Here is a 23,563-nt window from a genome sequence, read left to right as displayed (position 1 = left end):
AGAAGAGGATATTCATGCCGGAAATGTGTCCATTTTTATTCTGCAGGCAGGCATTAACCCCCCCGGAAATGAAAGCAGCCTTGATCCCGTGGAGGATCAAGGTCGTTTCGCTGCTTGAGTCTCGTGCAGGACGGCCCGGTTGAACTTCTCCAGGAGCGCGCCGAATTGTTCCCGCTCCTCATCGGACCATTCCGTCAGCAGCTCGGCGATATAACCGGCTCTTACCTTCCGGTTCGCCTCCAGTGCGAGCGCGCCGGTCTCCGTCAGCTCCAGGGAATAGGAACGGCCGTCCTGGGGATTGGGAATCCGGCACACCAAGCCCTTCTGCTCCAGGGCGGCGGATTGGCGGCTTACGGTGGAAATATCCAGACGAAAATCATCTGCGAGCGCCTTGACGCCGGCCGACCTCCTCGATGAAATTTGCTGAAGGAGCAAATAAGCGGAGCGATCCAGCATTCCTTCCTCCTTGTAGGTCGTGGCGGAGGCGACAAGCCTGGCGAGGATGGAGAGCTCGAGCTCGATATGCTCGAAAGGAAGTTCGTTCATGGCAATTCCTCATTATCATTCGGCATGGGTGGGGCAGCGCATCCAACAGCTGGATGAGCAGTCGGCGGCAGGGATAACCATTGACAGGATGTCCAGTAGTTGTATAATACAAGTATATACTTTCATCATACAACTTGTTTGAGGCATCCGCAAATCGGTATCGAGGGGTTATGAGGATGAAAGCCAAGGATTTTATGATCTCCAAGGTTTATAAAGTCAAGGAAACCGATACGGTGAGGGATGTCATCGAGAGATTTCTTGCATACCGCATCAGCGGCCTGCCTGTCGTCAACGAGCGCAACGAGATCGTCGGATATGTCAGCGACGGCGACATCATGCGATATATCGGCAAGCATGAAGACATCATTGTCGATGCCTTTTATTTCACGGCCGTCGTGAATGGCGACAACGATGAATATGAGGAGAGGCTGAAGCGGCTCCTTCCTTTGAACGTCATGGCGATCGCCAAGAAAAAAGTGGTTACCGCTTCCGTGGAGGACGACATCGAGCAGATCGCCGCCATCCTTGGCAAGAAGCAGATCAAAAAGCTGCCGGTCCACCGGGGCGGCGTCCTTGCGGGCATCATCAGCCGCGGCGACGTCATCCGGCAATCGTTTCAATCTCTTCTTTAACGAGCCGCTTTCAAGCCGAAAAAGAGCCCATGATGCCGGCCAGGCATCATGGGCTCTTTTTCGTTCTGCATTCCGCCGATCATTTCATCGCTTGATAGATGGCCTCCAGCAGCTCTCCGTTCATGTTCTGGCCGTACTCCCAGAACATGATGCCGCCGAGACCGCCGGATTTCACGTAATTTACTTTTCCCGTCAGCGATTCCGCATCGTCGTAGCTGAGGAAGCCGCCGCTGGAATTCGTCAAGTACGGGGCTCTTGCGGTGGAATCCCACTGGCGGGTCCAGCCGTTCTTGTTGATATAGCTCGCCTTGAGCTCATCATAGGTGTAATCGCCGGAGCCATGGGAGTAGAAGGCGCCTCCGGCGACGAGCTTCGCTGCCGGAGCGCCCTTGCCCTTCAGCAGCTTGATGGCGGAATCGACGCTGTAGCTGGCCATCGGGGAGTTGTAGAGAGCGGTATGATGGGTATTCGCGCCGTTCTGCAGGTCGTATGTCATGACGTTGAGGAAATCGAAGGAAGGGATGACCGCGGCGATATCGATGTTGCCGAGACCGTAATCGGAAGCGCCGACGGCGGCTGTAAGCTGGTATTTGTTGGCGGAGCGCCCATCGGCGGAGCTGGCCGAATCCAGAACCGAACGGAGCTTCTGGATGAACAAAGTATAGTTCGCGCGGTCGCCTGAGCCCGGATATTCCCAATCGATATCGATGCCGTCCAGCTTATTGGCCCGGATATAGGATACGGCGCTGTTTGCGAACGCCGTGCGGCTAGCTTCCGTAGCCGCTGCTGCCGGGAAGCTCGCGGAGCGGCCCCAGCCTCCGACGGAGACGAGAACCTTGAGATTCGGATTTTTGGATTTCAGCGAGACGAGCTGCGCCAGCTTGCCGGTATCCCCTCCGCTGACACCGGTAGAGGTCGCGTCGGCGAAGGCGTAGAACACATGCGTCAGCTTTTCGGCCGGCACGGTGCTGATGACGGGGAAATGCCAGTCGGCTACATACGCGCCGATGATTTTTCCGGCAGGGACAGGAGTGGCCGTCGGCGTCGGCGTTTTGGTCGGCGCCGGCGTCGGTGTCGGAGTGGCGCTAGGCTTAGGCGTAGCCGAAGGAGCAGGGGTTACCGTCGGAGTCGGCGTAGGGGATGCCGAGCAGACGGAGAGCGCTTTCCAGGCTCCCCATTCTCCGGCGAGATCCGGACGCTCGCCTTGCGTCCACCATTTGGCTTCATAGAGCGTGCCGGAGTAGACCGCCTTCTGCCCGACGGTATAGACGGATGACGAGCTCCAGGCAGCGACTCCGCTGCATGCATCCGCAGCGCTGGCTTTCTGGACGGCGGCGCCTTGCGGAAGGAGCGAAAAGGCGAGCAGCACGGCAAGCATCAAGACTCTCAGCGCGGAAGCGGCGATGCGGCGGTTCGATTTGAACATGAACGATACCTCCTGAAGGATAGGATGATAGGGGCGAAGCAAGAATGAGAGGGGATATCCGGCCTCCTTTTTTCGAATCTATTGAAAGCACTTTCATTATCAATGAAAGTGTTTATCGATAAAAGGGGAAAATTGGATGAAAACAGGGAGAAATTTCTAGCGAATAGGAATAGAGTACCTTAAGAGGATAAGGAGAGAGGAATTTACATGGCGGGATAGGGTCGGATTACATCTCTATCTCGATAAAAACAAGGTCGAATGGCCCTCCGGATCGGGAAGAGTCGAATTATGAAAGACTTCTAATAATCCAAAGGGAGGAGTTCGACAAAAAACTACGAATATTAACCAATAGCAAACAGGCTTGAAACAAATAAATGCCGAATTTTCGCTAAGAAAAACGGGGGAACCACTCGGGGTGAATGAATTCTGCAAGAGAGAATTCTAGGGAACCTTCTACCGAACCCATCAGCTAACTTCGTAGGCACCGGAGGGAGAACCATCAGTGAAGAAAGTCATCATGTCCATTACCGCTTTCATTCTTATTGCCGTGTTCGCATCATCCAGCGTATTCGCGAGCACCGAATTGAAGTCATCCATCGGCAAGGTTCTCGGCACTCCCTACAAGTATGGGGGCACGACTACGGCAGGATTCGACTGCTCGGGATTCGTCCGCTATATTTTCGGCCAGTTCGACGTGAAGCTGCCACGCTCCTCCCAGTCCCAGGCCAAGGCCGGCACGAAGGTGGACAAGGATGATCTTCGTCCGGGGGATCTCGTCTTCTTCAACACCAGCGGCCGCGGCATCTCGCATGCCGGCATCTATGTCGGAGACGGCAAGTTCGCCCACTCCTCGAGCAAGGGCGTCCGGTATACGGATCTGGACGATGCCTACTATGCCAAGCGCTACGTTACGGCGCGCCGCGTCGCAACGGGCGAGGATTACAGCAAGATGGTGAGCGAAGAGGAAGAAACGGCCGACGACGCCGGGGAATGACGGACGGCTCCAGAAGGATGAAGAGAGACAGGCGGCATGAGCCGCCTGTCTCTCTTTTTTTGTCCAGTCGGCTGCAGTTCAGCAGCACAACCAAAAAGAAGCCTTCCCGCCGGGGAAGGCTTCTTTTTGGGTTTCAGCTTGAAGGCTCTTCCTTCGGCACATGCTTGAAGATCTCGCCGGATTCCATGAGATCGATGACCCGGTCCAGCCACAAATAATAGTCGATCGCCTGGCGGATCTTCTCCAGATCGCCGCCGATCAGGGCGTGCAGGGCTTCCGAGCCGCCGCTCTCGGCCAGCTTGTCCAGCTCCGCCTTGGAGCGGCGAAGCGCCATCAGGTTGAGCTCCACGGCCTTTCTCCACTTCAGGACAAAAAAATCGGCGAACGTCTGGTGCCAGTCCCGCTCGACTTCATACAAGTCCTTCCGCGAACCCTTTTCCCATACCTTGTTCACCATATTCAAATCAACCAGCGTGCGGATGCCGGTGCTCATGCTCGTTTTGCTCATTTCCATCGCTTGGCCCATCTCGTCGAGATTCATCGGCTTGTCCTGGAAAAACATCAGCCCATACAGCAGTCCTGTAGATTGCGTAATGCCGTACAGGTCCATGTTCTTGCCGATGGACTCGATCACGCGCTTGCGCGCCTTCTGGATTGCCTGCTCCTGCGCGGCCTCCAAGCCGGCGAAATCATTGGTCATCATGTCCGCTCCTTCATCGCCTTCTCGGCTGACAAAGTAATTGTAAGAAACAATCCCGGCAATGTAAAGCGCTTAATGAACGAGTATATGAGAGGATACGGGAGCATTTGGCATATAAACTATATACAGAAAAAACCGTACGTACTTATTATACGGATAAAACGGTTGACGGTGTCATAAATTGTTCGATAGACTAGTTCGAGTGAGCGTTGGCCGCAAGCGAGGCCATGAGGAGGTGAAGCGCTTGTCGATCATTGAAGTCACGGATGTGACGAAAATATTCGGCGAGGATCCAAAACGAATTCTGCCGCTTCTGAAGGAAGGGTGGAGCAAGGACAGGATCTTTAAAGAAACGAGGCATACGGTTGGGGTCAACCGGGTTCAGTTTGCCGTCGAGCCGGGAGAAATCTTTGTCATCATGGGATTGTCCGGCAGCGGGAAATCGACTCTCGTGCGTCTGCTGAATAGGCTTATCGAGCCGACAGGAGGCGCCATCCGCATCGCGGGACAGGATATTACCCGCCTGAATGCGGAGCAGCTGAGGAAGGTGCGCCAGAAAAAGATCAGCATGGTCTTCCAGAAATTCGCGCTGTTCCCGCATCGGACGCTGCTTGAGAACGTGGAATACGGGCTTGAGGTCCAGAAGGTGCCCAAAAAGGAAAGAGAACCGAAAGCAAGGGAAGCCTTGCGGCTCGTCGGACTGGAAGAAAGGGCGGACAGTTATCCCGAGCAGCTGAGCGGCGGCATGCAGCAGCGGGTCGGACTGGCAAGGGCGCTGGCGAACGACCCTGAGATCCTGCTCATGGACGAAGCGTTCAGCGCGCTCGATCCGCTCATCCGCAAGGATATGCAGGACGAGCTGCTGGAGCTGCAGGAGAAAATGAAAAAAACGATCGTGTTCATTACGCATGATTTGGATGAGGCGCTGCGGATCGGAGACCGCATCGCGCTCATGAAGGACGGAGCGATCGTGCAGATCGGCACGCCGGAAGAAATCATGGTCAATCCTGCCAATGAATATGTGGAGCGGTTCGTCGAGGACGTGGATTTGTCCAAGGTGCTGACCGCCTCCCATGTGATGCGGCGTCCCGAGACGATCGGTCTCGACCGCGGCGCCAGGGTCGCCCTGCAGCTGATGCGCGAGAGCGGCATCTCCAATCTGTTCGTGACGGACCGCAGCCGCAAGCTGATCGGCGTCCTCACCGCCGACGACGCGTCGGAGGCGGTGAAGCGCGGACAGCCGCTGGAGGAGATCGTCATCCGGGATACTCCGGTCGTCGCTCCGGAGATGCTGCTCCACGAGCTGTTCGATATATGCGGCACCAGCAAGTATCCGGTCGCCGTCGTGAACGAGGCGGGACGCATCGTCGGCGTCATCGTGCGCGGAGCCGTGCTCGGAGCGCTTGCCGGACATGTCGCGAATCGGGAGGTGAGCGTGGATGCTGCCGAAACTACCGCTTGATAAATGGGTGGACCGCATGGTCGATTCCATCGAGGAGAACTTGAATTTCCTGTTCGATCCGATTTCGGCCGCAATCGAAGGCGTCGTGGACTTTTTCTCTTATCTGCTCCATCTTCCGCCTGCGATCGTGCTGATCGTTCTGTTTGCGGCGCTGGCCTGGTGGATCATGCGCTGGCCGATGGCGCTGTTCACGTTCGTCGGCTTGTTCCTGATCGACAATCTCGGTTATTGGGACCATACGATGGATACGCTGGCGCTCGTGCTGACATCGGCGATCGTCAGCATCGTGCTCGGCGTGCCGATCGGAATCGCCTGCGCCCGCAACAACCGCACGCAGAGCATCGTGACGCCCATCCTTGATTTCATGCAGACGATGCCGGCGTTCGTCTACCTGATCCCGGCCGTGACGTTTTTCAATCTGGGCGTTGTGCCCGGCGTCATCGCCTCGGTCATTTTTGCGGTGCCGCCGACGATCCGCCTGACGAATCTCGGCATACGCCAGGTGCCGGCCGACCTGGTGGAGGCGGCCGATTCCTTCGGCTCCACCCCTTCCCAGAAGCTGTTCAAGGTGCAGCTGCCGCTCGCGGTGCCATCGATCATGGCAGGCATCAACCAGACGCTCATGCTCGCCCTGTCCATGGTTGTCATCGCTTCCCTGATCGGGGCGCAGGGCATCGGAGCGGATGTATACCGCGCCGTCAGCCAAATCAAGACGGGCAAAGGCTTCGAAGCCGGCCTGGCCATCGTCATACTGGCGATCTTCCTGGATCGGCTGACGCAGCATCTCGTCAAAGGAAAAAAACATGCGGACAGGAGAGGATAGATTTTGATTCGGAATTCTTGGAAAATGGTTGGGGTACTCGGACTTGCAGGAGCCATCGCGCTTGGAGGCTGTTCTTCGAACAGCAATGACAATGGAACGGCTTCCGGGGGAAGCGGGGCGTCTGTCGGCAAGGCTGTCGGCCATAAAATCATCGGCATCGATCCCGGCGCCGGCCTGATGGCTGCCGCCAACCGTGCTGTCGAGGACTACGGCCTGTCGGACTGGACGCTGGTCGAAGGCTCCGGAGCGGCGATGACCGTAGCGCTCGACAAGGCGATCAAAAAGAAGGAGCCGATCATCGTCACCGGCTGGACGCCTCACTGGATGTTCGCGAAGTATGATCTGAAATATCTGGACGATCCCAAAAAATCGTTCGGGGAAGACGAGGAAATCCATACGATCGTCCGCGGCGGACTGAAGCAGGATGCGCCGTCGGCTTATGATTTCCTCGACCGCTTCGAATGGACGGATGCCGACATGGCCAAAGTGATGGTGGCCATTCAGGAAGGCGCCGATCCCGCTGCCGCCGCCGCCGATTGGGCGAAGGACAATGCCGGCTTGATCGACGGCTGGGTGGACGGCATCGAGAAGGTGTCCGGCAAGCCGTTCAAGCTCGCCTACGTAGCCTGGGATTCCGAGATCGCCAGCACGAACGTGGTGGCATGGGTGCTGGAGAACCGCCTCGGCTACAAGACGGAGCTGCTGCAGGTGGAAGCCGGTCCGATGTGGGCGGGAGTGGCGAACGGCGACGCGGACGCGATCGTCGCGGCTTGGCTGCCGATTACGCACAAGGACTATGCGGAGCAGTACAAGGACAAGTACGAGGATCTCGGGGCGAATTTGAAGGGAACGAAGCTTGGCCTCGTCGTTCCTTCTTATATGGACATTTCCTCGATCGAGGATTTGGCCAAGTAGGACAGCATCGGAGTCCCGGCAGGCACCAGGCACAAGAATGAGCTTGAGCCGCTTGCCGGACGAAAAAGAAAACCAGGAGGCAGACGCATTTTCGGATGCGCCTGCCTCCTGGTTTTTTTATGGCTTGGCGAGGGAGAGCCGCTTTAACCTCTCGAGCCGCTCGGGCTCGGAAAACCAGCGGTCCCGGGAAAGGAGCGAATGCGCCTCGCCGAAGCATTCGGCGGCTTCATGCGAGCGTCCAAGCGCAAGCAGGCATTCGCCAAGCTCCTCGTAGACGTACCCGTCCGGATCGGCGGCATCCCTATGCTTCAGCAGATCCAGCTGAATCGGATAGGCTTCGTCGGCCCGGCCGAGCAGGCGGAGCACCTTGGCCTCGCACCATCTCGCAATCGCAATCGGCTTGGGGCTCCCCTGCTCCAGGCGGAAGGACAAAGCCTTTCTGAACAGCTCCAGAGCCTCTTCCAGCTCGCCGGCCTCGACCTTGGCCCAGCCGACGTTGTTGTACAGCGATCCAAGCCAGCGGCTCGCAGCCGGACTGCTCTCGGCCAGCCGGAGCGCCTTGTCGTTCCATTCGGCCCGCTTGTCCGCGGCCGGCTCCGCGATTCCGAGCATATGAGCGGCGTCGACGGCATAATCGTCCTCTCCCGACTCCAGGCCGAGCTCCCATGCCGCGACAAAACAAGGCAGCGATTCCGGCTGGCGGGAGGAGGAGTTGTAGACCCGTCCCCGCTCCAGCAGGCAGCGGATTGCGGCCGAAGGAGGGGAGTCCGCAAGCAGCGCCTGCGCCTCGTCCAGGACAGCCTCGGCTTCCTCGAATTTCTGCTGCAAGCCCAGCGAGCGGGCAATCTGCGTCAGCAGTTCGGCCCGGTAGCCGCAGCTCTCGGAATCCTTGATTTCCCCGTATCGGGCACGGAACCGCTGCTCCGTCTGATCCGGCTGCTGATAATCCCACATGGCATCGAAATCTCTCATCGCATATACTCCAGTCATGATATGATTTGGATCGATTATCCGAACGACAACGGCTGAAACCGGAATTCGAGCCTGCAGCCGCTGCGCAGTTTTCAGAATCATTCCATCCGCTCCGCCGCGACTTGCGCATGGCTATCGTTCATTTTAATCGAGATCGCCTGCTTCGTACACATTCCGTTTTCCGGAGGAGGAAGGGATGGAGCTGTTCATCGCGCCGTATTATAATGAAAGAAAGAAGGGCAGGAAGAAATGAGGCGAGGCGAATGATTTTGGTCAGCTCCTGTCTTGCCGGGCATGAGGTCAGGTATAACGGAACGCACTGCCTGAGCGAAAAGATCGGGGCGCTGCTCCGTGACGGGCGCGCTGCCGCTGTCTGTCCGGAGCTTATGGGAGGCTTCTCGACTCCCCGCGAGCCGGCGGAGATTCAGGGAGGCAGCGGAGAAGATGTCCTGGACGGCGCTGCGCGCGTCGTAGACCGAGCCGGACTCGATGTCACGGCCCTCTATCTGGCGGGAGCGTACAAGACGCTGGAGCAGGCGAGGGCGGTCGGCGCCGATACCGTCATTTTGAAGGAGAACAGTCCGTCCTGCGGAAGCTCCGCCATTTATGACGGCCATTTCAACGGCATGAAAATTCCCGGCAGCGGCGTCACGGCCGCTTTGCTGCGCCGCCACGGAATTCGGGTGCTGTCGGAGGAAGAGATGCAGGAATGGGACGGGGCGAGTTGTGCCCAAGGATGATCCTGACTGCCGAGTGGGCGGCTGGTTCTGCAGGCGCAGGTCCCTAATAAGGGAGAGGCTTGGCTTGGAAATTGGGCATGAATAAGCAATCCGTCTTGACATACATACCCCCTGGGGGTATATTGGGAGGGAAAGAGCATTCAAATCCCGGCTCCGGCAGAGCCTGAAGGAGATGTGGAATAGATGGCGACAGAAGTTCTTCAAGTGAAGGGAATGTCCTGCGGGCATTGCGTCAGCTCCGTCGAAGGAGCGGTCCGGAATGCGGGCGGCGCCGCGAAGGTCGACCTTGCATCCGGCCAAGTAACGGTGGAATTCGACGATTCCAAGCTGTCCGTGCAGGCGATCAAGGAAGTCATCGAAGAGCAGGGCTACGATGTCGTTTGATTTGAAGAGATAGGCTAGCTTCAACCGGGAAGGATTCGAGCGGCAAGCGCTCGTTTCCTTCCTTTTTTGTTTCTAGCGGCAGGGGACGGAAGCGATGTCGCCATTTTGCATAAAGAATGTCCTCATTCGCTAGTCTTTTCCATCCAGGCTCTGTGTTACATTAAAGATGGGTAAGGGCTTTCAATTACAAGTTGCGGAGGTTGGACAATGAGCAAACTGCGTGTGGGCATCATCGGCTGCGGCGGCATCGCGAACGGCAAGCATCTGCCGGCATTGAGCCAGAACGGAAACGTGGAACTTGCGGCATTTTGCGATATCGTCGAGGAGAAGGCGCGCCAGGCCGCGGATCAGTACGGCATTGAAGGCGCAGCCGTATATACCGACTATCAGGAGCTGCTGAAGGACGGCAGCCTGGATATCGTGCATGTGCTGACGCCGAACGATTCGCATTCGCCGATCTCGGTCGCCGCGCTGGATGCCGGCAAGCATGTCATGTGCGAGAAGCCGATGGCCAAGACCGCGGAGGAAGCCAGAGCGATGCTGGAGGCGGCGCGCCGCTCCGGCAAGAAGCTGACGATCGGGTACAACAACCGCTTCCGTCCGGACAGCCAGCATCTCAAGAAGGTGTGCGAGGCCGGAGAGCTGGGCGAGATCTATTACGCCAAGGCGCATGCGATCCGCCGCCGCGCCGTTCCGACCTGGGGCGTCTTTTTGGATGAGGAAAAGCAAGGCGGGGGACCGCTTATCGATATCGGCACCCATGCGCTGGACTTGACGCTGTGGATGATGGACAACTACAAGCCGGTGTCGGTGACGGGCTCGGTCTTCCACAAGCTCGGCTCCAAGGAGAACGCGGCCAATGCATGGGGACCATGGGACCCGGCCAAGTTCACCGTGGAAGACTCCGCAATGGGCTTCATCAAGATGGAGAACGGCGCGACGATCGTGCTCGAAGCGAGCTGGGCGCTCAACACGCTGGACATCGACGAAGCGAAATGCTCGCTCAGCGGGACGGAAGGCGGAGCCGACATGAAGGGCGGCCTCCGGATCAACGGCGAGGACAGCAGCCGCCTGTACGTCAAGGAAATCGATCTGAACGCAGGCGGTGTCGCCTTCTACAGCGGCACGTCGCAGCGCGATATCGACGTGGAATGCTCCGCCTGGATCGATTCCGTTCTCAACGATACGGAACCGGTCGTGAAGCCGGAGCAGGCGCTTGTCGTGACGGAGATTCTCGAAGCGATCTATGAGTCCGCCCGTACGGGCAAGACGGTGTATTTCGACTAATACGGCCATGCAAAAAAACGGTCCTCTCCCGGCGACGGGAGGACCGTTTTTTGCATTTTACCGTTGTTTTACGCGTGGCGGTTCTCAAGCCCAGCCCTTCAGCCAAAGGGCCAGCATGCCCAGGTATTCCTTGAGAGCAGCGGAGCTGGCCGCCATGGCGCTGCCGGAGGGGAGCAGCTTGCTCCAATAGAAGACGGCATCGGCGGGAGCTCCGTAGTCGACTGGATAGGGAAGGGGAGCGAGCCCGGCTTGCCGGAACGTCTCCATCGAGCGTCTCATATGGAAGGCGGAAGTGACCAGCACGGGACGGCTGAACCCTTCTGCCTCCATCAGCAGCTTGCTGTAAGCGGCATTCTGCCCGGTATTGAGCGAACGGTTCTCGAGAAAGATGCTCTCGGCCGGAATTCCCAGCTGGCGCAGCTGCCTGCCCGCAATGTCCGCTTCATTGCCGCTGTCCGGGAACACCCGGCCTCCGCTGAACAGAATCGGCAGCCCCGTCCCCAGATGCAGCCGGACTGCCGCCAGCAGCCTTGCTTCTCCCGAACCGGACAGGTTGCCGAGTCCTCCGAGATCGGGCGTATCCGGCGTCGCTCCGCCGCCGAGCACGACGATGACGTCGGCTTGCCTGCCCGCTTCAGCCGGAGAAGGCTGGGGATAGCGGCTTTCGATGCTCCGCACGAGAGCGTCGCTGGCCAGCCCCGAGCTCATCCCGTACAGCGCGGCAAGGAGCAGCAGCGGGAGCCATGTCCATTTGCGGTCCCGGATCCACGTTCTCCAGACGGCGGCCCCGAGCAGCAGCAGGAACAAGCCGGGAGGAAGGAGCAGGCTGTAGGCGAATTTGACGAAATAGATCAAGGCTTGTCCTCGCTTGATTCCGGGGAGATGACGGAGCGGACGCCTTGAAGCAGCCCTCGCCGTTTCCCCTTGCTTTTGAAACTCATCTATTATAAATCATAAAACGAAGCCGATTGGCAAGAGGCCGTCAGCTTGAAAAAGCAGACTGCATGCTCCGGCTGCGGGGATAGGCAGGCTGAACGGCAGACGATCCCTTCTTTTCCGGGAACGGACACATCTCGGCTATGCAGCTTTTCCGCTTCCCTCAGGAAACTTCTGTATTTGACATGATTATGTCGGAATAATAGAATAAAGACTTTGGGAACGGGGTATGAAAACCGCGCCGCTTCCGCATGCCAGAACGAGCTTCCATCGACTATAGACAAATCCGACGCCCGCCTATATAATACCACTTAAACTACTTGGTTTTATTGGAATTGATAGGCGGTGTTGTTCCGGGAGGGATAAACCTGATTCACTTGCAGGATGTGACGAAAACATACCGCAGCGCTGGCGGCGGAGAAGTAGACGCGATCCGCGACATCACGCTCGATGTCCGCAAAGGCGAGATATTCGGCATTATCGGCCATTCCGGGGCCGGCAAAAGCACGCTGATCCGCTGCATGAATCTGCTGGAGCGTCCGACGCGCGGCACGGTGAAGGTCGGGGAAGTGCTCCTGACCGATCTGGGAGAACGGGGCTTGCAGCGGGAGCGCCGCAAGATCGGCATGATCTTTCAGCATTTCAATCTGCTCTCCAGCGTGACGGTCCGCGACAATATCGCGTTCCCGCTCAAGCTGGCAGGCCAAAAGAAGCCGGCCATCGCCCGCCGCGTGGACGAGCTGCTGACGCTGGTCGGCCTGCAGGCGCACGGGGACAAGTTCCCGTCCCAGCTGTCGGGCGGCCAGAAGCAGCGTGTCGGCATCGCGAGGGCGCTCGCGGCCAATCCCGAGGTGCTGCTCTGCGACGAGGCCACTTCCGCGCTCGATCCGCAGACGACGAACAGCATTCTCTCGCTGCTGATGGACATCAACGAGAAGCTGGGGCTGACGATCGTGCTCATCACGCATGAGATGGGCGTCATCCGCTCCATCTGCGACCGCGTCGCGGTCATGGACGCCGGTACGATCGTCGAATTCGGCAACGTGCTCGACGTGTTCCTGAAGCCGTCCCATCCGGTCACGAGGCAATTCGTCGACGAGATGTCGGATCTGTCGGACGGCGCGCCGCTGCGGACCCGCGACAATTCGCGGCTCATCCGGCTCCATTTCGTCGGGGAAGAAACCTACCAGCCGGTGCTCTTCGAAGCGCTGAAGGGCAGTCCCGTGCAATGCGCCATTCTCCAGGGAACCGTCTCCCGCATGAAGCATACCCCGTACGGACAGCTTCTTGTCGAACTGAGCGGCGGAGGTCCCGGCGAGGCGGACGCGGTCATTGAATCGCTCCGCGCAAGCGGACTCGATGTGGAGGTGCTGCCGGAATGACTTGGGAGAATATCAATTGGGACGAAATCTGGCAGGCGACGCAGGATACGCTGACGATGATGGTGTTCTCCATGATCTTCACCGTCATTCTCGGCCTCGCGCTCGGCGTTCTGCTGTACTTGACGTCCAGCCGCCAGCTGCTCTACATGCCGGCTCTGTATTCCGTCCTGTCGTTCGTCGTGAACATCCTGAGGTCGGTGCCGTTCATCATCCTGATGATTGCGGTCATGCCGTTCACGGAAGCAATCGTCAATACGACCATCGGCGTGAAGGGAGCGATTCCGCCTCTCGTCATCGGAGCGGCTCCGTTTTTTGCCCGACTGGTCGAAACGGCCTTGCGGGAAGTCGACAAAGGCGTCATCGAAGCCGCGCAAGCGATGGGAGCTTCCAAATGGGACATCGTCCGCCGCGTGCTGCTGCGGGAATCCCGGCCGGGACTGCTCGCCGCGGTAACGGTCACGGCGGTCACGCTCGTATCGTACACCGCGATGATGGGCACCATCGGAGCAGGAGGGCTGGGAGACCTGGCGATCCGTTACGGCTATATGCGCTTCCAGACCGACATCATGATCGTGACGGTCGTCATCCTCATCGTGCTGGTTCAGCTGCTCCAGGTTCTTGGAGACCGGCTTGTCCGCCGAATCAGCCGGAGATAAGACAAAGAGAGATTACACTACATTTATTGGAGGGTCATACTCATGAAAAAATGGCTTACTGTGCTTACCTTGTCGCTGCTTGTGCTTGCCCTTGCGGCTTGCGGAGCCAAAAACGGCAACAACGCCGGCGGCGCGGCTGCAGAAAACGCCGCATCCAACGCCGGCGCAGGCGCTTCCGAACCGATTACGCTGAAGGTCGGCGCTTCGCCGGTTCCCCATGCCGAGATTTTGAACCATATCAAGGATGCCCTGGCCAAAGAAGGCGTCAGCCTTGAAGTCGTCGAGTTCACGGATTACGTTCAGCCGAACGTGCAGCTGTACGAGAAAAAGCTGGACGCCAACTTCTTCCAGCATGTCCCTTACCTGGACGAGTTCAACAAAGAACGCGGTTATGACCTCGTCAGCGTCGGCACGGTGCATGTCGAGCCGATCGGAGCTTACTCCGACAGCCTCAAGTCGAAGGACGAGCTGAAGGACGGAGCGACAATCGCGATTCCGAACGACGCCACCAACGGCGGCCGCGCCCTCAAGCTGCTGGCAGACAACGGCCTGATTACGCTCAAGGACGGCGCCGGAATCAGCGCGACGGTGAAGGATATCGCGACGAACCCGAAAAACCTGAAATTCAAGGAGCTTGAAGCGGCCACGCTGCCGCGCGTCCTGAACCAGGTCGACCTCGCGATCATCAACACGAACTATGCTCTCGACGCCAAGCTCAACCCGACGAAGGACGCTCTGTTCATCGAAGGCAAGGAATCCCCTTACGCCAACATCGTCGCCGCCCGTCCGGACAACAAGGATTCCGAAGGCATCCAGAAGCTGATCAAGGTTCTGAACAGCGACGACGTGAAGAAATTCATTGAAGACAAATACGCGGGAGCCATCGTTCCGGCGTTCTGATCCAAAGCAAAGCTGAAAGGCCCTCGCGCAATTGCGCGAGGGCCTTTTTTATGACGGCTGGCGCTCAGAGCACCCGCGCCGCCGATACGAACCGTTTCTGGTAACCGCTGTCGAAGCTGCTGATGACGATGCCGTTCACCTTGGAGCCGATCGTGTTGTGGATGAACTTTCCGTTGCCCATGTAGATGCCGACATGTCCGATCGATTTGGAGGAGCCGACGGTGAAGAACATGAGATCGCCCTTGCGGAGATTGGCTTTGCTTACCTTGGTGCCTTGCTTGCTCTGCGCGGTCGATCCCCATTTGAGCGAGACGCCTTGGGAAGCGAAGACATATTTGGTGAACGAGGAGCAGTCGAAGATGAGCTTCGACGGGTTGTTCGTTCCGTAGCTGTACTTCACCTTTCCTTTCAGGGATTCCGCAAAGGCGACGATGCGGTCGGCCTTAGCGGAAGCGGTCGATGCGGACGCTGCTGCGGTATATGTACTGCTGGCCTGCGCGGCATGGACGGGCTTGGCCGCTGCCGCAGTACCCGCGGCAAGGATAAGGGACAGCGCGGCGGCGCCGGCGACGGTTTTGCGAAGATGCAGGAAAAGATTCATGATGTTCCTCCTTCTGGCGATGTAAGGCTATTCTAGCATCGCTTGATGGAAGGCGGATATTTTCTTAGAAAAGCCTAATCATGCCAAAAAAAGCCAAATTAAAACCCGCCATTTAGGCGGGCCGGGAATCGAATGAGATCAGTTGTTGCTCAATTGGCCGGAACGGTCCGGGAGAAGAGTCTCCTCCGCGGCGGATACGTAACGATTGCGCGCGGCTCCGAGGCCAAGCACGATGACGATGCAGGAGAGGCCGAGCAGGATGGCGAGCACCGGCTTCCAGGAGCCGGACAGATCATGGATGGAGCCGAACACGATCGGCCCGAGCGCCGCCAGCAGGTAGCCGAGCGACTGCGCCATGCCGGACAATTTCGCCGCTTCCCCGGCGTTCCGAGTGCGGAGGCCGAAGAAGGTGAGGGCCAGCGAAATGGTCGCTCCCTGACTGAGGCCAAGCAGCGTGATCCAGAGCCAGGTCATGCCTGTGCTGCCGAACAGGAGTCCGGAGTAGCCGCTCAGCGAGAGAGCGCCGGACACGAGCACGAGCGGCACCTGGGAGCGCATGCGGCTCGCCCATACCGGCATGAAGAAGGAAGTCGGCAGGCTGACGAACTGCATCAGCGAGAGCATCCAGCCCGCGGCGGAGGCGCTCATCCCGTTCTCATGGAATACCGCCGGCAGCCATGCGATTGTCACATAGAACGTCATGGACTGGATGCCCATGAAGAACGTGATTCTCCAGGCGAGCGAGGATCGGAACATGCTCGGAGACGACCCCGCTTGATAGGAGGCGGCAGCCGGAGCCGACTTTCGAGTAAATGGAATCCATACGGCGAGCGCGACCGCGGCCAGCAGCGCCCATATGAGCAGCGCTCCTTTCCATCCCCAGCCCGGCACGGAAGCGAGCGGGACGGATACGCCGGAGGCGATGGCGGCGAATACGCTCATCGTCACCGAATACGATCCGGTCAACAGTCCGATCCGCGTCGGGAAATCGCGTTTGATGATGCTCGGCAGCAGGACGTTGCTGAGCGCGATCGCAAGGCCCAGCAGGGCGGTGCCGGCGAACAGTCCGGCTGCGGCGGGCAATGTCCGCAGCAGCATGCCCGCAATCAGGAAAAGCAGCCCGTAAAGCAGGGAGCGCTCTGCGCCGAAGCGGTCCGCGATGCGCGGAGCAAGCAGGGACATGACCGCAAAGGCGATCAGGGGGAGCGAGGTGAGCAGGCCGGACATTTCGCTGCTCAGGCCGTAGCTGGCGCGGATCTGGTCGATCACGGGCCCGACGGAAGTTATGGCTGCGCGCATATTGGCGGCGATCAGCAGAATTCCTGCGATCGCCGAGGCAGTCAGAAGCCTGCTTCGGCCGGAAGCAGGCTTGGGAATGTGGCTCATGAATAAGTTCCTTCTTTCCAGGCCCCTCGGTTGACATTGTGTGTGAGCTTTTTAGGGTACCAATAACGTATATTATCCTACTTCACGACTAAAGTAAATATAAATGATGCTTCCTTCAGCCGCTTTCGCCAGTGAAGCGCCCCGGCCAAACCTTCTGCCTTCTAATTAAGATGTCCCGCGGACGGAAGCTGGCGGCTGGCAATCGATGGCGGAGCGAAAAGCTGGATAAGAGACGAGGGAAAGGCGAATAATAACCTCCAATTCATGGCTTGCGATGCTGCGCCGCCGGACGGCGCTGCGATAGCGGCCAGCAAGGGGGAACATCGATGTCAAGCAAAAGCGCTCGGCGCGAAGGCTTCAAGAAAATGACGATGTCGCCGAAGGAGTATCAGGCGTTCGCCAAGACGAGGGAGCCGTCCCGCTCTGTTTTAAGCAACTGCGTACGCGCCTTTCTGGTCGGCGGCTTCATCTGCCTGATCGGCCAAGGCATCCAGGAATTTTTCATGCATGCCTTCAAAATGCCGGTGGACAAGGCCGCGAATCCGACGGTCGCCGTCTTGATTCTGATCTCGGTCATTCTGACCTGCCTGGGCGTCTATGACAAGATCGCCCAGTGGGCGGGAGCGGGCACGGCGGTGCCGGTCACCGGCTTCGCCAACTCCATGTGCTCGGCCGCCCTGGAGCACCGCAGCGAGGGGCTCGTTCTCGGCGTCGGGGCGAATATGTTCAAGCTGGCAGGCTCTGTCATCGTATTCGGCACCGTAGCGGCTTTCTTCGTCGGGCTCGCGCATCTCATCCTGGGTACTGGGGGGCAGCCTTAAGATGCAAAGAGGAAAGCAGACCTGGTGGTTCGAAAACCGTCCGGTCATTGTCGGGACGGCTACTGTCGTCGGCCCTGACGAGGGAGAAGGGCCGCTTGCCGCTGATTTCGACCTGATCCACCCTGAACTGGACATGCAGCAGAAGAGCTGGGAGAAGGCGGAGCGGCTGCTGCTGGAGCAGGCTTCGGATCTCGCGCTGAAAAATGCCTCCATGACGAAGGAGCAGCTGGAGTTTTTCGTCGGAGGGGACTTGATGAACCAGATCATCAGCAACACCTTCGCTGCGCGGACGCTGGGCGTGCCCTACCTGGGCGTCTTCGGAGCCTGCTCCACGTCCATGGAGTCGCTGGCGATCGCGTCGCTGATCGTCAACTCGGGCGCGGGCAAATCCGTGCTGGCCGGAACCTGCAGCCACAACTGCACGGCGGAGAAGCAGTTCCGGTACCCGACCGAATACGGGTCGCAGAAGCCGCCGACGGCGCAGTACACGATTACCGGCGCAGGAGCGGCCGTCGTCGCGCCCGCAGGCATCGGACCGGTCGTGGAATGCGCGACGATCGGCCGCATCGTCGATCTCGGCATCACCGATCCCTTCAATATGGGCGCGGCCATGGCCCCGGCTGCGGTCGACACCATCCAGATGCATCTGACGGACACCGGCCGCTCGCCGGGCGATTACGACCTGATCGTCACCGGGGATCTGGCGACGGTCGGCCACGGCATCGCGGCCGACCTGCTGAAGCGCAACGGAGTCCCGATGGAGCAGACCCAGTTCAAGGACTGCGGCTTGATGATCTACGACGTCGACAAGCAGAAGGTTCAGGCCGGGGGCAGCGGCTGCGCATGCTCGGCCGTCGTCACCTACGGCCATCTGCTGAAGCGAGTCCAGTCGGGGGAGCTGAAGCGGATTCTCGTCGTGGCGACTGGAGCGCTCCTTTCGCCGCTGTCGTTCCAGCAGGGGGAGACGATTCCATGCATCGCGCATGCGGTGTCCATTGATCAAAGCGGGGTGTACGCATGATCTATTTATGGGCGTTTCTGATCGGCGGGGCGATCTGCGTCATCGGGCAGCTGATGTTCGACGTCGGCAAGCTGACGCCGGCGCATACGATGGCGACGCTGGTCGTCATCGGAGCCGTCGTGGACGGCTTAGGCTGGTACGAGCCGATGATCAAGTTCGCCGGCGCGGGCGTCACGGTTCCGATCACGAGCTTCGGCAACTCGCTCGTCCACGGCGCGCTGACCGAGCTGCACGATACGGGATGGATCGGGGTCATATCCGGAATATTCAAGGTCACCAGCGCAGGCATAAGCGCGGCGATCATCTTCTCTTTCCTGGCGGCTCTCGTCGTCCGTCCGAAGGGATGAGCGAAACATTTTGTCCCTAACTATCGTATGCATTGGAGAATCCCTCTGTGGGATTCTCCAATTTTTTTTGGAAACGGATGTTATTGTTAGAATTAGTCGGTTCTTGTAAACTAATAGGATACCGCTATCGCAGGGGAAGCCGTCTTCGGAAGGAGTCATGGACATGGAAGTCTACGCATCCGATCTACAGCTGTGCACGGACATTCGACGCAATTTGGAATCCTGCATCCTCGGCAAGGAGCGCGAAATCGAGCTCGTGCTGATCGCCCTGCTGGCAGGAGGCCATCTTCTGCTCGAAGATGTTCCCGGCACAGGCAAGACCCAGCTCGTCAAGGCTCTGGCCCGCTCCATCGGGGGCGACTTCAGGCGGATCCAGTGCAATCCGGATCTGCTGCCTACCGATATTACCGGCCTGACCATCTATCATCCCCGGGAGGAGCAGTTCATCTTCCGTCCCGGTCCGATCATGTCCCATCTCGTCCTTGCGGACGAAATCAACAGGGCGACGACGAAGACCCAGTCCGCCCTCCTCGAGGCGATGGAGGAGAGAAGCATCACGGTGGACGGGGAGACGTATTCGCTGCCGAGCCCGTTCATTCTCATCGCAACCCAGAATCCGATCGAGTTCGAGGGAACGTATCTGCTACCCGAAGCCCAGATGGACCGCTTCATGATGCGGCTGTCGCTCGGCTATCCCGGGGAAGCCGAGGAGAGGCGCATGGTGCTCAAGCAGGAAAGCGGCCATCCTTCCGACCTGCTCGGCCGGGTCGCCGAGATCGGCGACATCGTCAAGCTCCAGGAGCTGGCGGAGAAGGTCCATGTGGACGAGGCGGTCGGAGAATACCTGGTCCGGCTCGTCCGCAGCACCCGCGAGCATGAAGGCGTGCAGCTGGGAGCCAGCCCGCGCGCGGCGGTAGCATTGATGCGCGCCGCCAAAGCCCGGGCGCTGATCGAGAAGCGGGAATACGTCATTCCGGACGACGTCAAGCAGCTCGCCGTCCACGTGCTTTCGCACCGGCTCCTGCTGAAGCCGGCTGCGAGGCTTGGCGGCACCCGCGCCGAGACGGTCATCGAGGACGTCATCGGCCGGACCAAGGTGCCGGTCCGGCTGGAGCGCTGATCGATGGGCTCGATCCCTGCAAGGAGGCGCCAGTCCGCCTTCAGGTGGCGGCTGCTGGCGTTGATCTACGTCTCCAGCCTGTTGTACATGCTTTTTCAAGGCGGCAAAACCGCCGTCATGATCTTTTGCATCCTGAACGGACTCATCGTCTATATTTCTCTTGGTTATTGGAGCGGTATCCGCGGCATATCGGGCAAACGCCTGATCAGGGCTTCCGGAGACCTGTCGCCGGCGGCCCAGGCGGTTCTGAGCGCGGGGAGCTCTCAGGAAGTAAGCCTGAGCATGAAGATGCCCGGCTATTATCCCGTTCCCTACGTGCTTGTCCGGGAACGGCTGCAGCGCAACGGCAGCGAAGAGATTCCGTTCGAGATCAGCTTCGTGCCGAATGTGAAGCGGAGCGGACAGGCTTCCTACAGGACGCCGCCGCTGGAAAGAGGCGTCTACCGGTTTTTGCCGACCGAATGCTCGACGCGGGATTTGTTCGGCTTTTTCGAGCACACCGGCCATTTCGAATCGGCGGACGCTTTTGCCGTGAGGCCGAGGACGATCGAGCTTCGCGGCTGGGAGCGGGTGCGCAGAGGGGCGAAAGGCCATTATTCGCATGCCTCGGCTCCCCGGGCTTCGCGCGAGACGACCCAGATCAACGGCATCCGGGAGTTTCTGCCGGGCGACCGCCTCTCCCGCGTCCATTGGGGGGCGACCGCCAAGACCGGACAGTGGAAATCCAAGGAATTCGAGCGCGAGGCGCTTCCGCGTACGATCGTGCTCCTGGATGCCTGCCGCCGCCAGGCTCCGGGCGCCGAAGCCCGATTCGAGATCGCCGTGTCGACGGCGGCGTCCCTGTTCCAGCACGGACTTCGGCGCAATACGTCGATGGGGCTCTGGATTTCATCCCGGATTCCGGGCATTCTCCGTTCCGGCAGCGGCGGCGATCAGCTTCATCGGGCGATGGATCTGCTCACCGCGGCGGACAACGATGGAGCGGAAGGAATCGATGCCGCCTTGCCGGAGGCGGAGGCCGTGCTTGAACGCGGCTCGCTGGCCGTGCTCGTGACGGACGCCGGTGCGGATGAAGTGCGCCGGGCGATGTCCAGGCTGTCCCGGCGGGGCATGAATCCTTGCTGCATCAAGATCGAGGACCGTTCCTCGGGAACGGACAGCCCCTCATTCCACGATTACGGCGGCCCTGTCTATGTGATCTCGAGCCTGGAAGAGCTTCCGGACGCGCTTGACGGAAGGGAGGTCGCCAACGATGCCTGAAGGCAGGAAAGCCCGCCGCTACCTGGGGCTTGTCCAGGGAATGAACGCCCCCACCGCCCGCTGGTTCGTCATGCTGAGCGGCCTTCTGACAGCCGTCATGATTGCGAGCAGCCTATCGGTGCTGGAGAAGATCTGGTGGCCCGAAACGTTCCGTGTCGCTTACCTCGTCCTGGGCGTGTCAGCCCTGGCCGAGCTGCTGCCTCTTCGGAGAATATACCGGATCCTGCTTCAGCTTGCGTCCATCGGCGTCATCCTCTATGCCGCCGCTCCCATCGAGTGGACGCCATACGATCCGATTCTCATGGATGACCGCTTGTCCTATCTGGCGGATAATGCTGCCGCCCTTCATCCGTTTCTGGAGATCGCGCTCGCCGTGTGGATGATTTATATCCTCTTCTCGGCCTGGACGCGTATCCGGATCCGCATTGTCGGCTTCACTTCGGTGTGCCTGCTCGTGCTGGCCGTGACGGATTCCTTCACGCCGATCTATCTATGGGACAACACGGCCGTCGTCATTTTCGCCGGACTGGTCTGGCTGATCGCCGAGCACTTCGCCCGCTTCCAGCGGGACCATCCCGCAAGCTGGACGAGGCTGAAGAGCTACCCGGCGCAACTTCTCCTGCCGATCGTGCTGGTGCTTTCCCTCGTCATGGCGACGGGCTTGTTCGTTCCCGAGATTCCGCCGATCATCAAGGATCCGTACACGGTATGGAAGGAAGCCCAGGGCGAGCAGGTCCAGTCTTTCGTAGGGGACAAGGGCATTGCGCCGGCGAACTCCAGCAAGCAGAGCAGCAAGTCGGGCTACAGCCGCGAGGACGGCAAGCTTGGCGGCGGCTTCAACTACGACTATTCCCCGGTCATGACGGTCAAGTCGGACCGCAAGAGCTATTGGAGAGGCGAGACGAAATCGTATTATACGGGCAAGGGCTGGGAAGACAGCGAGCTCGAGAAGAACGAGCAGCTCATGCCGTTGGCTGTGGGCAGCGAGCTTTCGCTGGCGTGGGATCGCTCCGCCGCCGATACGGTGGAGATCAGTCAAGAGTTCAAAATGGCCCGCAAGGACATGTTCCCGGTCCTGTTCGGAGCCTCCGCCATCCAATCGCTGAAGTCAGTCAACGACTCCGGGAGCATTTCCGGGTCTGGGGGCTGGGGGCCCTCCTCCATGGAGCTCCGGTACGAGAACGGGCAGAAGACGTACCCCAAAACCTATTCCATCGTCTCCGAGCAGACGCTCGTGGACGATGGCGTGAAGAATGCAAAGGCCTTCATGGACAACAGCGCCGATCAGCAGATGTATACGCAGCTCCCGACGGATATTCCGTCTCGGGTCGCTCAGCTTGGGCGCGATCTGACGGCTGCCGAGACGACGGACTTCGGCAAGGCTGCGGCGATTGAAACGTACCTGAAGGTCAACTATCCGTACACCAACGAACCGGATACGAGCAAAAAGGTCAGCGCCGATTTCGTCGATTCCTTCCTCTTTGAAATCCAGGAAGGCTACTGCGACTATTACTCGTCTGCGATGGTCGTGCTTGCCCGCTCCGTCGATCTGCCCGCCCGCTGGGTGAAAGGCTATGCCTCCGGCTCGAACCGCGTTCCGACGCCGGGCGGCATGCGAGGCGGCCCCGAGGAATGGATGGAGAGCGACACCTATACAGTGCGGAACTCCGATGCCCACTCCTGGGTCGAAATCTACTTCCAGGGCTACGGCTGGATTCCGTTCGAGCCGACGGCAGGCTTCGCTTATCCGTATCCGGCGGCAGCCGACGATGCGGCAGCGGCAGCCACCCCGACGCCGGCGCCAAGCGCGGCTCCGGCAACGGACACGGAGGCTGCCGAGACATCCGGCTTCAACGTTCCGTCCTACGTCTACGTCATCGGGGGTATCTTCCTGGCGGCAGCCGCGGCTGCAGCGGCATTCGTGAACCGGCATTTCCTGGCCGATTCCTGGCGCCGCCTGCGCATCCGCTCGCTGTCTGCCGAGGAGCGGATATCGTGGGATACCGGCCGGATGATCCGCTCCGCGAGACGGGGCGGCCTGGTCAAGGAGGATCACGAGACGCTGAGGGAGGCGGTGCTGCGGTGGTCCAAGCAGCGCAAGTATCTGCAGCAGGAGCTTCAGGCTATCCTGGCTGATTTCGAGAAAGTGAAATACAGCGGACAGCCCGTTTCATACGGCGACGCCGAGGCCTTCGCCGGCAAAGTCAAAGGCGTGCTCGGCAGGTTCGGCAAGCCGGGCTGATCCGGGCCCA

At 59.4% G+C, this 23,563-nt stretch carries 24 protein-coding genes and 1 riboswitch; of the genes, 17 read left to right on the top strand and 7 right to left on the bottom strand.

Annotated elements, in window-relative coordinates; all coding sequences use genetic code 11:
- Nucleotides 1-96: 96 nt before the first annotated feature.
- Nucleotides 97-546: a MarR family winged helix-turn-helix transcriptional regulator gene (locus VE23_RS08295; RefSeq protein WP_048748434.1), complete on the bottom strand. Its 450-nt coding sequence runs from the start codon at nucleotides 544-546 to the stop codon at nucleotides 97-99.
- Nucleotides 547-722: 176 nt separating this feature from the next.
- Between VE23_RS08295 and VE23_RS08290 the strand changes: the two genes are divergently transcribed.
- Entirely contained in the window at nucleotides 723-1,178 is a 456-nt protein-coding gene (locus VE23_RS08290) for a CBS domain-containing protein (RefSeq protein WP_049867737.1), read from the top strand.
- Between the two features lie 79 nt (nucleotides 1,179-1,257).
- Here VE23_RS08290 and VE23_RS08285 read toward each other — a convergent pair whose 3' ends face one another.
- Nucleotides 1,258-2,604 (bottom strand): glycosyl hydrolase family 18 protein, encoded by a 1,347-nt coding sequence (locus tag VE23_RS08285; protein ID WP_048748274.1) that lies wholly within the window; start codon nucleotides 2,602-2,604, stop codon nucleotides 1,258-1,260.
- A 365-nt stretch (nucleotides 2,605-2,969) separates the two neighbouring features.
- Nucleotides 2,970-3,103, top strand: a riboswitch (cyclic di-AMP (ydaO/yuaA leader).
- A gap of 3 nt (nucleotides 3,104-3,106) precedes the next feature.
- On the opposite strand from VE23_RS08285, the gene VE23_RS08280 reads away from it, so the two are divergent.
- Nucleotides 3,107-3,598: a C40 family peptidase gene (locus tag VE23_RS08280; protein ID WP_021881457.1), complete on the top strand. Its 492-nt coding sequence runs from the start codon at nucleotides 3,107-3,109 to the stop codon at nucleotides 3,596-3,598.
- A 133-nt stretch (nucleotides 3,599-3,731) separates the two neighbouring features.
- Here VE23_RS08280 and VE23_RS08275 read toward each other — a convergent pair whose 3' ends face one another.
- On the bottom strand, nucleotides 3,732-4,301 hold the full coding sequence (locus VE23_RS08275) for a GbsR/MarR family transcriptional regulator (protein WP_048748275.1): 570 nt from the start codon (nucleotides 4,299-4,301) through the stop codon (nucleotides 3,732-3,734).
- A 241-nt stretch (nucleotides 4,302-4,542) separates the two neighbouring features.
- Between VE23_RS08275 and VE23_RS08270 the strand changes: the two genes are divergently transcribed.
- Genes VE23_RS08270 through VE23_RS08260 form a run of 3 tightly spaced genes read left to right on the top strand, consistent with a single transcriptional unit; the run spans nucleotide 4,543 to nucleotide 7,498 of the window.
- Complete coding sequence (locus VE23_RS08270; protein WP_048748276.1) at nucleotides 4,543-5,760, top strand: quaternary amine ABC transporter ATP-binding protein; 1,218 nt, start codon at nucleotides 4,543-4,545, stop codon at nucleotides 5,758-5,760.
- Complete coding sequence (locus tag VE23_RS08265) at nucleotides 5,738-6,583, top strand: ABC transporter permease (protein ID WP_021881613.1); 846 nt, start codon at nucleotides 5,738-5,740, stop codon at nucleotides 6,581-6,583. The genes VE23_RS08270 and VE23_RS08265 overlap by 23 nt, the downstream gene beginning before the upstream one ends.
- A gap of 24 nt (nucleotides 6,584-6,607) precedes the next feature.
- Complete coding sequence (locus VE23_RS08260; protein WP_049867736.1) at nucleotides 6,608-7,498, top strand: glycine betaine ABC transporter substrate-binding protein; 891 nt, start codon at nucleotides 6,608-6,610, stop codon at nucleotides 7,496-7,498.
- Nucleotides 7,499-7,615: 117 nt separating this feature from the next.
- Here VE23_RS08260 and VE23_RS08255 read toward each other — a convergent pair whose 3' ends face one another.
- Nucleotides 7,616-8,470: a tetratricopeptide repeat protein gene (locus VE23_RS08255; protein WP_069202568.1), complete on the bottom strand. Its 855-nt coding sequence runs from the start codon at nucleotides 8,468-8,470 to the stop codon at nucleotides 7,616-7,618.
- A gap of 263 nt (nucleotides 8,471-8,733) precedes the next feature.
- Here VE23_RS08255 and VE23_RS08250 point away from each other — a divergent pair, with 263 nt between their 5' ends.
- From VE23_RS08250 to VE23_RS08240, 3 genes are all read left to right on the top strand, one after another.
- Nucleotides 8,734-9,210 (top strand): DUF523 domain-containing protein, encoded by a 477-nt coding sequence (locus VE23_RS08250; RefSeq protein ID WP_048748907.1) that lies wholly within the window; start codon nucleotides 8,734-8,736, stop codon nucleotides 9,208-9,210.
- A 183-nt stretch (nucleotides 9,211-9,393) separates the two neighbouring features.
- Nucleotides 9,394-9,594 carry a copper ion binding protein gene (locus VE23_RS08245; protein WP_021881609.1) on the top strand — a complete coding sequence of 67 codons (201 nt, stop codon included), beginning with the start codon at nucleotides 9,394-9,396 and terminating at the stop codon, nucleotides 9,592-9,594.
- 207 nt (nucleotides 9,595-9,801) lie between these two features.
- A complete protein-coding gene (locus VE23_RS08240; protein WP_048748908.1) occupies nucleotides 9,802-10,881 on the top strand; it encodes a Gfo/Idh/MocA family protein in 1,080 nt (359 codons plus the stop codon).
- Nucleotides 10,882-10,965: 84 nt separating this feature from the next.
- Here the strand turns inward: VE23_RS08240 and VE23_RS08235 are convergent, their stop codons facing one another.
- Complete coding sequence (locus tag VE23_RS08235) at nucleotides 10,966-11,736, bottom strand: YdcF family protein (protein ID WP_048748909.1); 771 nt, start codon at nucleotides 11,734-11,736, stop codon at nucleotides 10,966-10,968.
- Between the two features lie 449 nt (nucleotides 11,737-12,185).
- On the opposite strand from VE23_RS08235, the gene VE23_RS08230 reads away from it, so the two are divergent.
- From VE23_RS08230 to VE23_RS08220, 3 genes are read left to right on the top strand one after another with little or no spacing between them, the layout of a single operon-like run.
- Nucleotides 12,186-13,199, top strand: coding sequence for a methionine ABC transporter ATP-binding protein (locus VE23_RS08230; RefSeq protein WP_048748942.1), 1,014 nt, complete (start codon nucleotides 12,186-12,188; stop codon nucleotides 13,197-13,199).
- Nucleotides 13,196-13,855, top strand: a complete 660-nt coding sequence (locus VE23_RS08225) for a methionine ABC transporter permease (protein WP_021881207.1) — start codon at nucleotides 13,196-13,198, stop codon at nucleotides 13,853-13,855. The genes VE23_RS08230 and VE23_RS08225 overlap by 4 nt, the downstream gene beginning before the upstream one ends.
- A gap of 42 nt (nucleotides 13,856-13,897) precedes the next feature.
- Entirely contained in the window at nucleotides 13,898-14,755 is an 858-nt protein-coding gene (locus VE23_RS08220; protein WP_048748910.1) for a MetQ/NlpA family ABC transporter substrate-binding protein, read from the top strand.
- Between the two features lie 64 nt (nucleotides 14,756-14,819).
- On the opposite strand, the gene VE23_RS08215 is transcribed toward VE23_RS08220, so the two are convergent.
- Nucleotides 14,820-15,356: a C40 family peptidase gene (locus tag VE23_RS08215; RefSeq protein ID WP_049867735.1), complete on the bottom strand. Its 537-nt coding sequence runs from the start codon at nucleotides 15,354-15,356 to the stop codon at nucleotides 14,820-14,822.
- A 138-nt stretch (nucleotides 15,357-15,494) separates the two neighbouring features.
- Complete coding sequence (locus VE23_RS08210; RefSeq protein ID WP_048748911.1) at nucleotides 15,495-16,742, bottom strand: CynX/NimT family MFS transporter; 1,248 nt, start codon at nucleotides 16,740-16,742, stop codon at nucleotides 15,495-15,497.
- 326 nt (nucleotides 16,743-17,068) lie between these two features.
- Between VE23_RS08210 and spoVAC the strand changes: the two genes are divergently transcribed.
- The 6 genes from spoVAC to VE23_RS08180 all read left to right on the top strand — a co-directional run bounded on the left by spoVAC (nucleotide 17,069) and on the right by VE23_RS08180 (nucleotide 23,553).
- The gene (gene spoVAC / locus VE23_RS08205) at nucleotides 17,069-17,563 is read left to right on the top strand and encodes a stage V sporulation protein AC (protein ID WP_048748912.1); all 495 of its coding nucleotides are present in this window, start codon (nucleotides 17,069-17,071) and stop codon (nucleotides 17,561-17,563) included.
- A 1-nt stretch (nucleotide 17,564) separates the two neighbouring features.
- On the top strand, nucleotides 17,565-18,584 hold the full coding sequence (spoVAD, locus tag VE23_RS08200; protein WP_049867734.1) for a stage V sporulation protein AD: 1,020 nt from the start codon (nucleotides 17,565-17,567) through the stop codon (nucleotides 18,582-18,584).
- The gene (gene spoVAE, locus VE23_RS08195; RefSeq protein ID WP_048748916.1) at nucleotides 18,581-18,931 is read left to right on the top strand and encodes a stage V sporulation protein AE; all 351 of its coding nucleotides are present in this window, start codon (nucleotides 18,581-18,583) and stop codon (nucleotides 18,929-18,931) included. The genes spoVAD and spoVAE overlap by 4 nt, the downstream gene beginning before the upstream one ends.
- Before the next feature lie 163 nt (nucleotides 18,932-19,094).
- A complete protein-coding gene (locus tag VE23_RS08190; RefSeq protein ID WP_048748918.1) occupies nucleotides 19,095-20,051 on the top strand; it encodes an AAA family ATPase in 957 nt (318 codons plus the stop codon).
- 3 nt (nucleotides 20,052-20,054) lie between these two features.
- Nucleotides 20,055-21,311: a DUF58 domain-containing protein gene (locus VE23_RS08185; protein WP_021879581.1), complete on the top strand. Its 1,257-nt coding sequence runs from the start codon at nucleotides 20,055-20,057 to the stop codon at nucleotides 21,309-21,311.
- The gene (locus VE23_RS08180) at nucleotides 21,304-23,553 is read left to right on the top strand and encodes a DUF4129 domain-containing transglutaminase family protein (protein WP_048748919.1); all 2,250 of its coding nucleotides are present in this window, start codon (nucleotides 21,304-21,306) and stop codon (nucleotides 23,551-23,553) included. The genes VE23_RS08185 and VE23_RS08180 overlap by 8 nt, the downstream gene beginning before the upstream one ends.
- The last annotated feature ends 10 nt before the right edge of the window (nucleotides 23,554-23,563 follow it).

The organism is Paenibacillus sp. D9, assembly GCF_001188365.1.
GTDB classification, from domain to species: domain Bacteria; phylum Bacillota; class Bacilli; order Paenibacillales; family Paenibacillaceae; genus Paenibacillus_O; species Paenibacillus_O humicus.
Note: the sequence above shows the minus strand (reverse complement) of the source record. Positions and strands in the feature narration are given on the sequence as shown.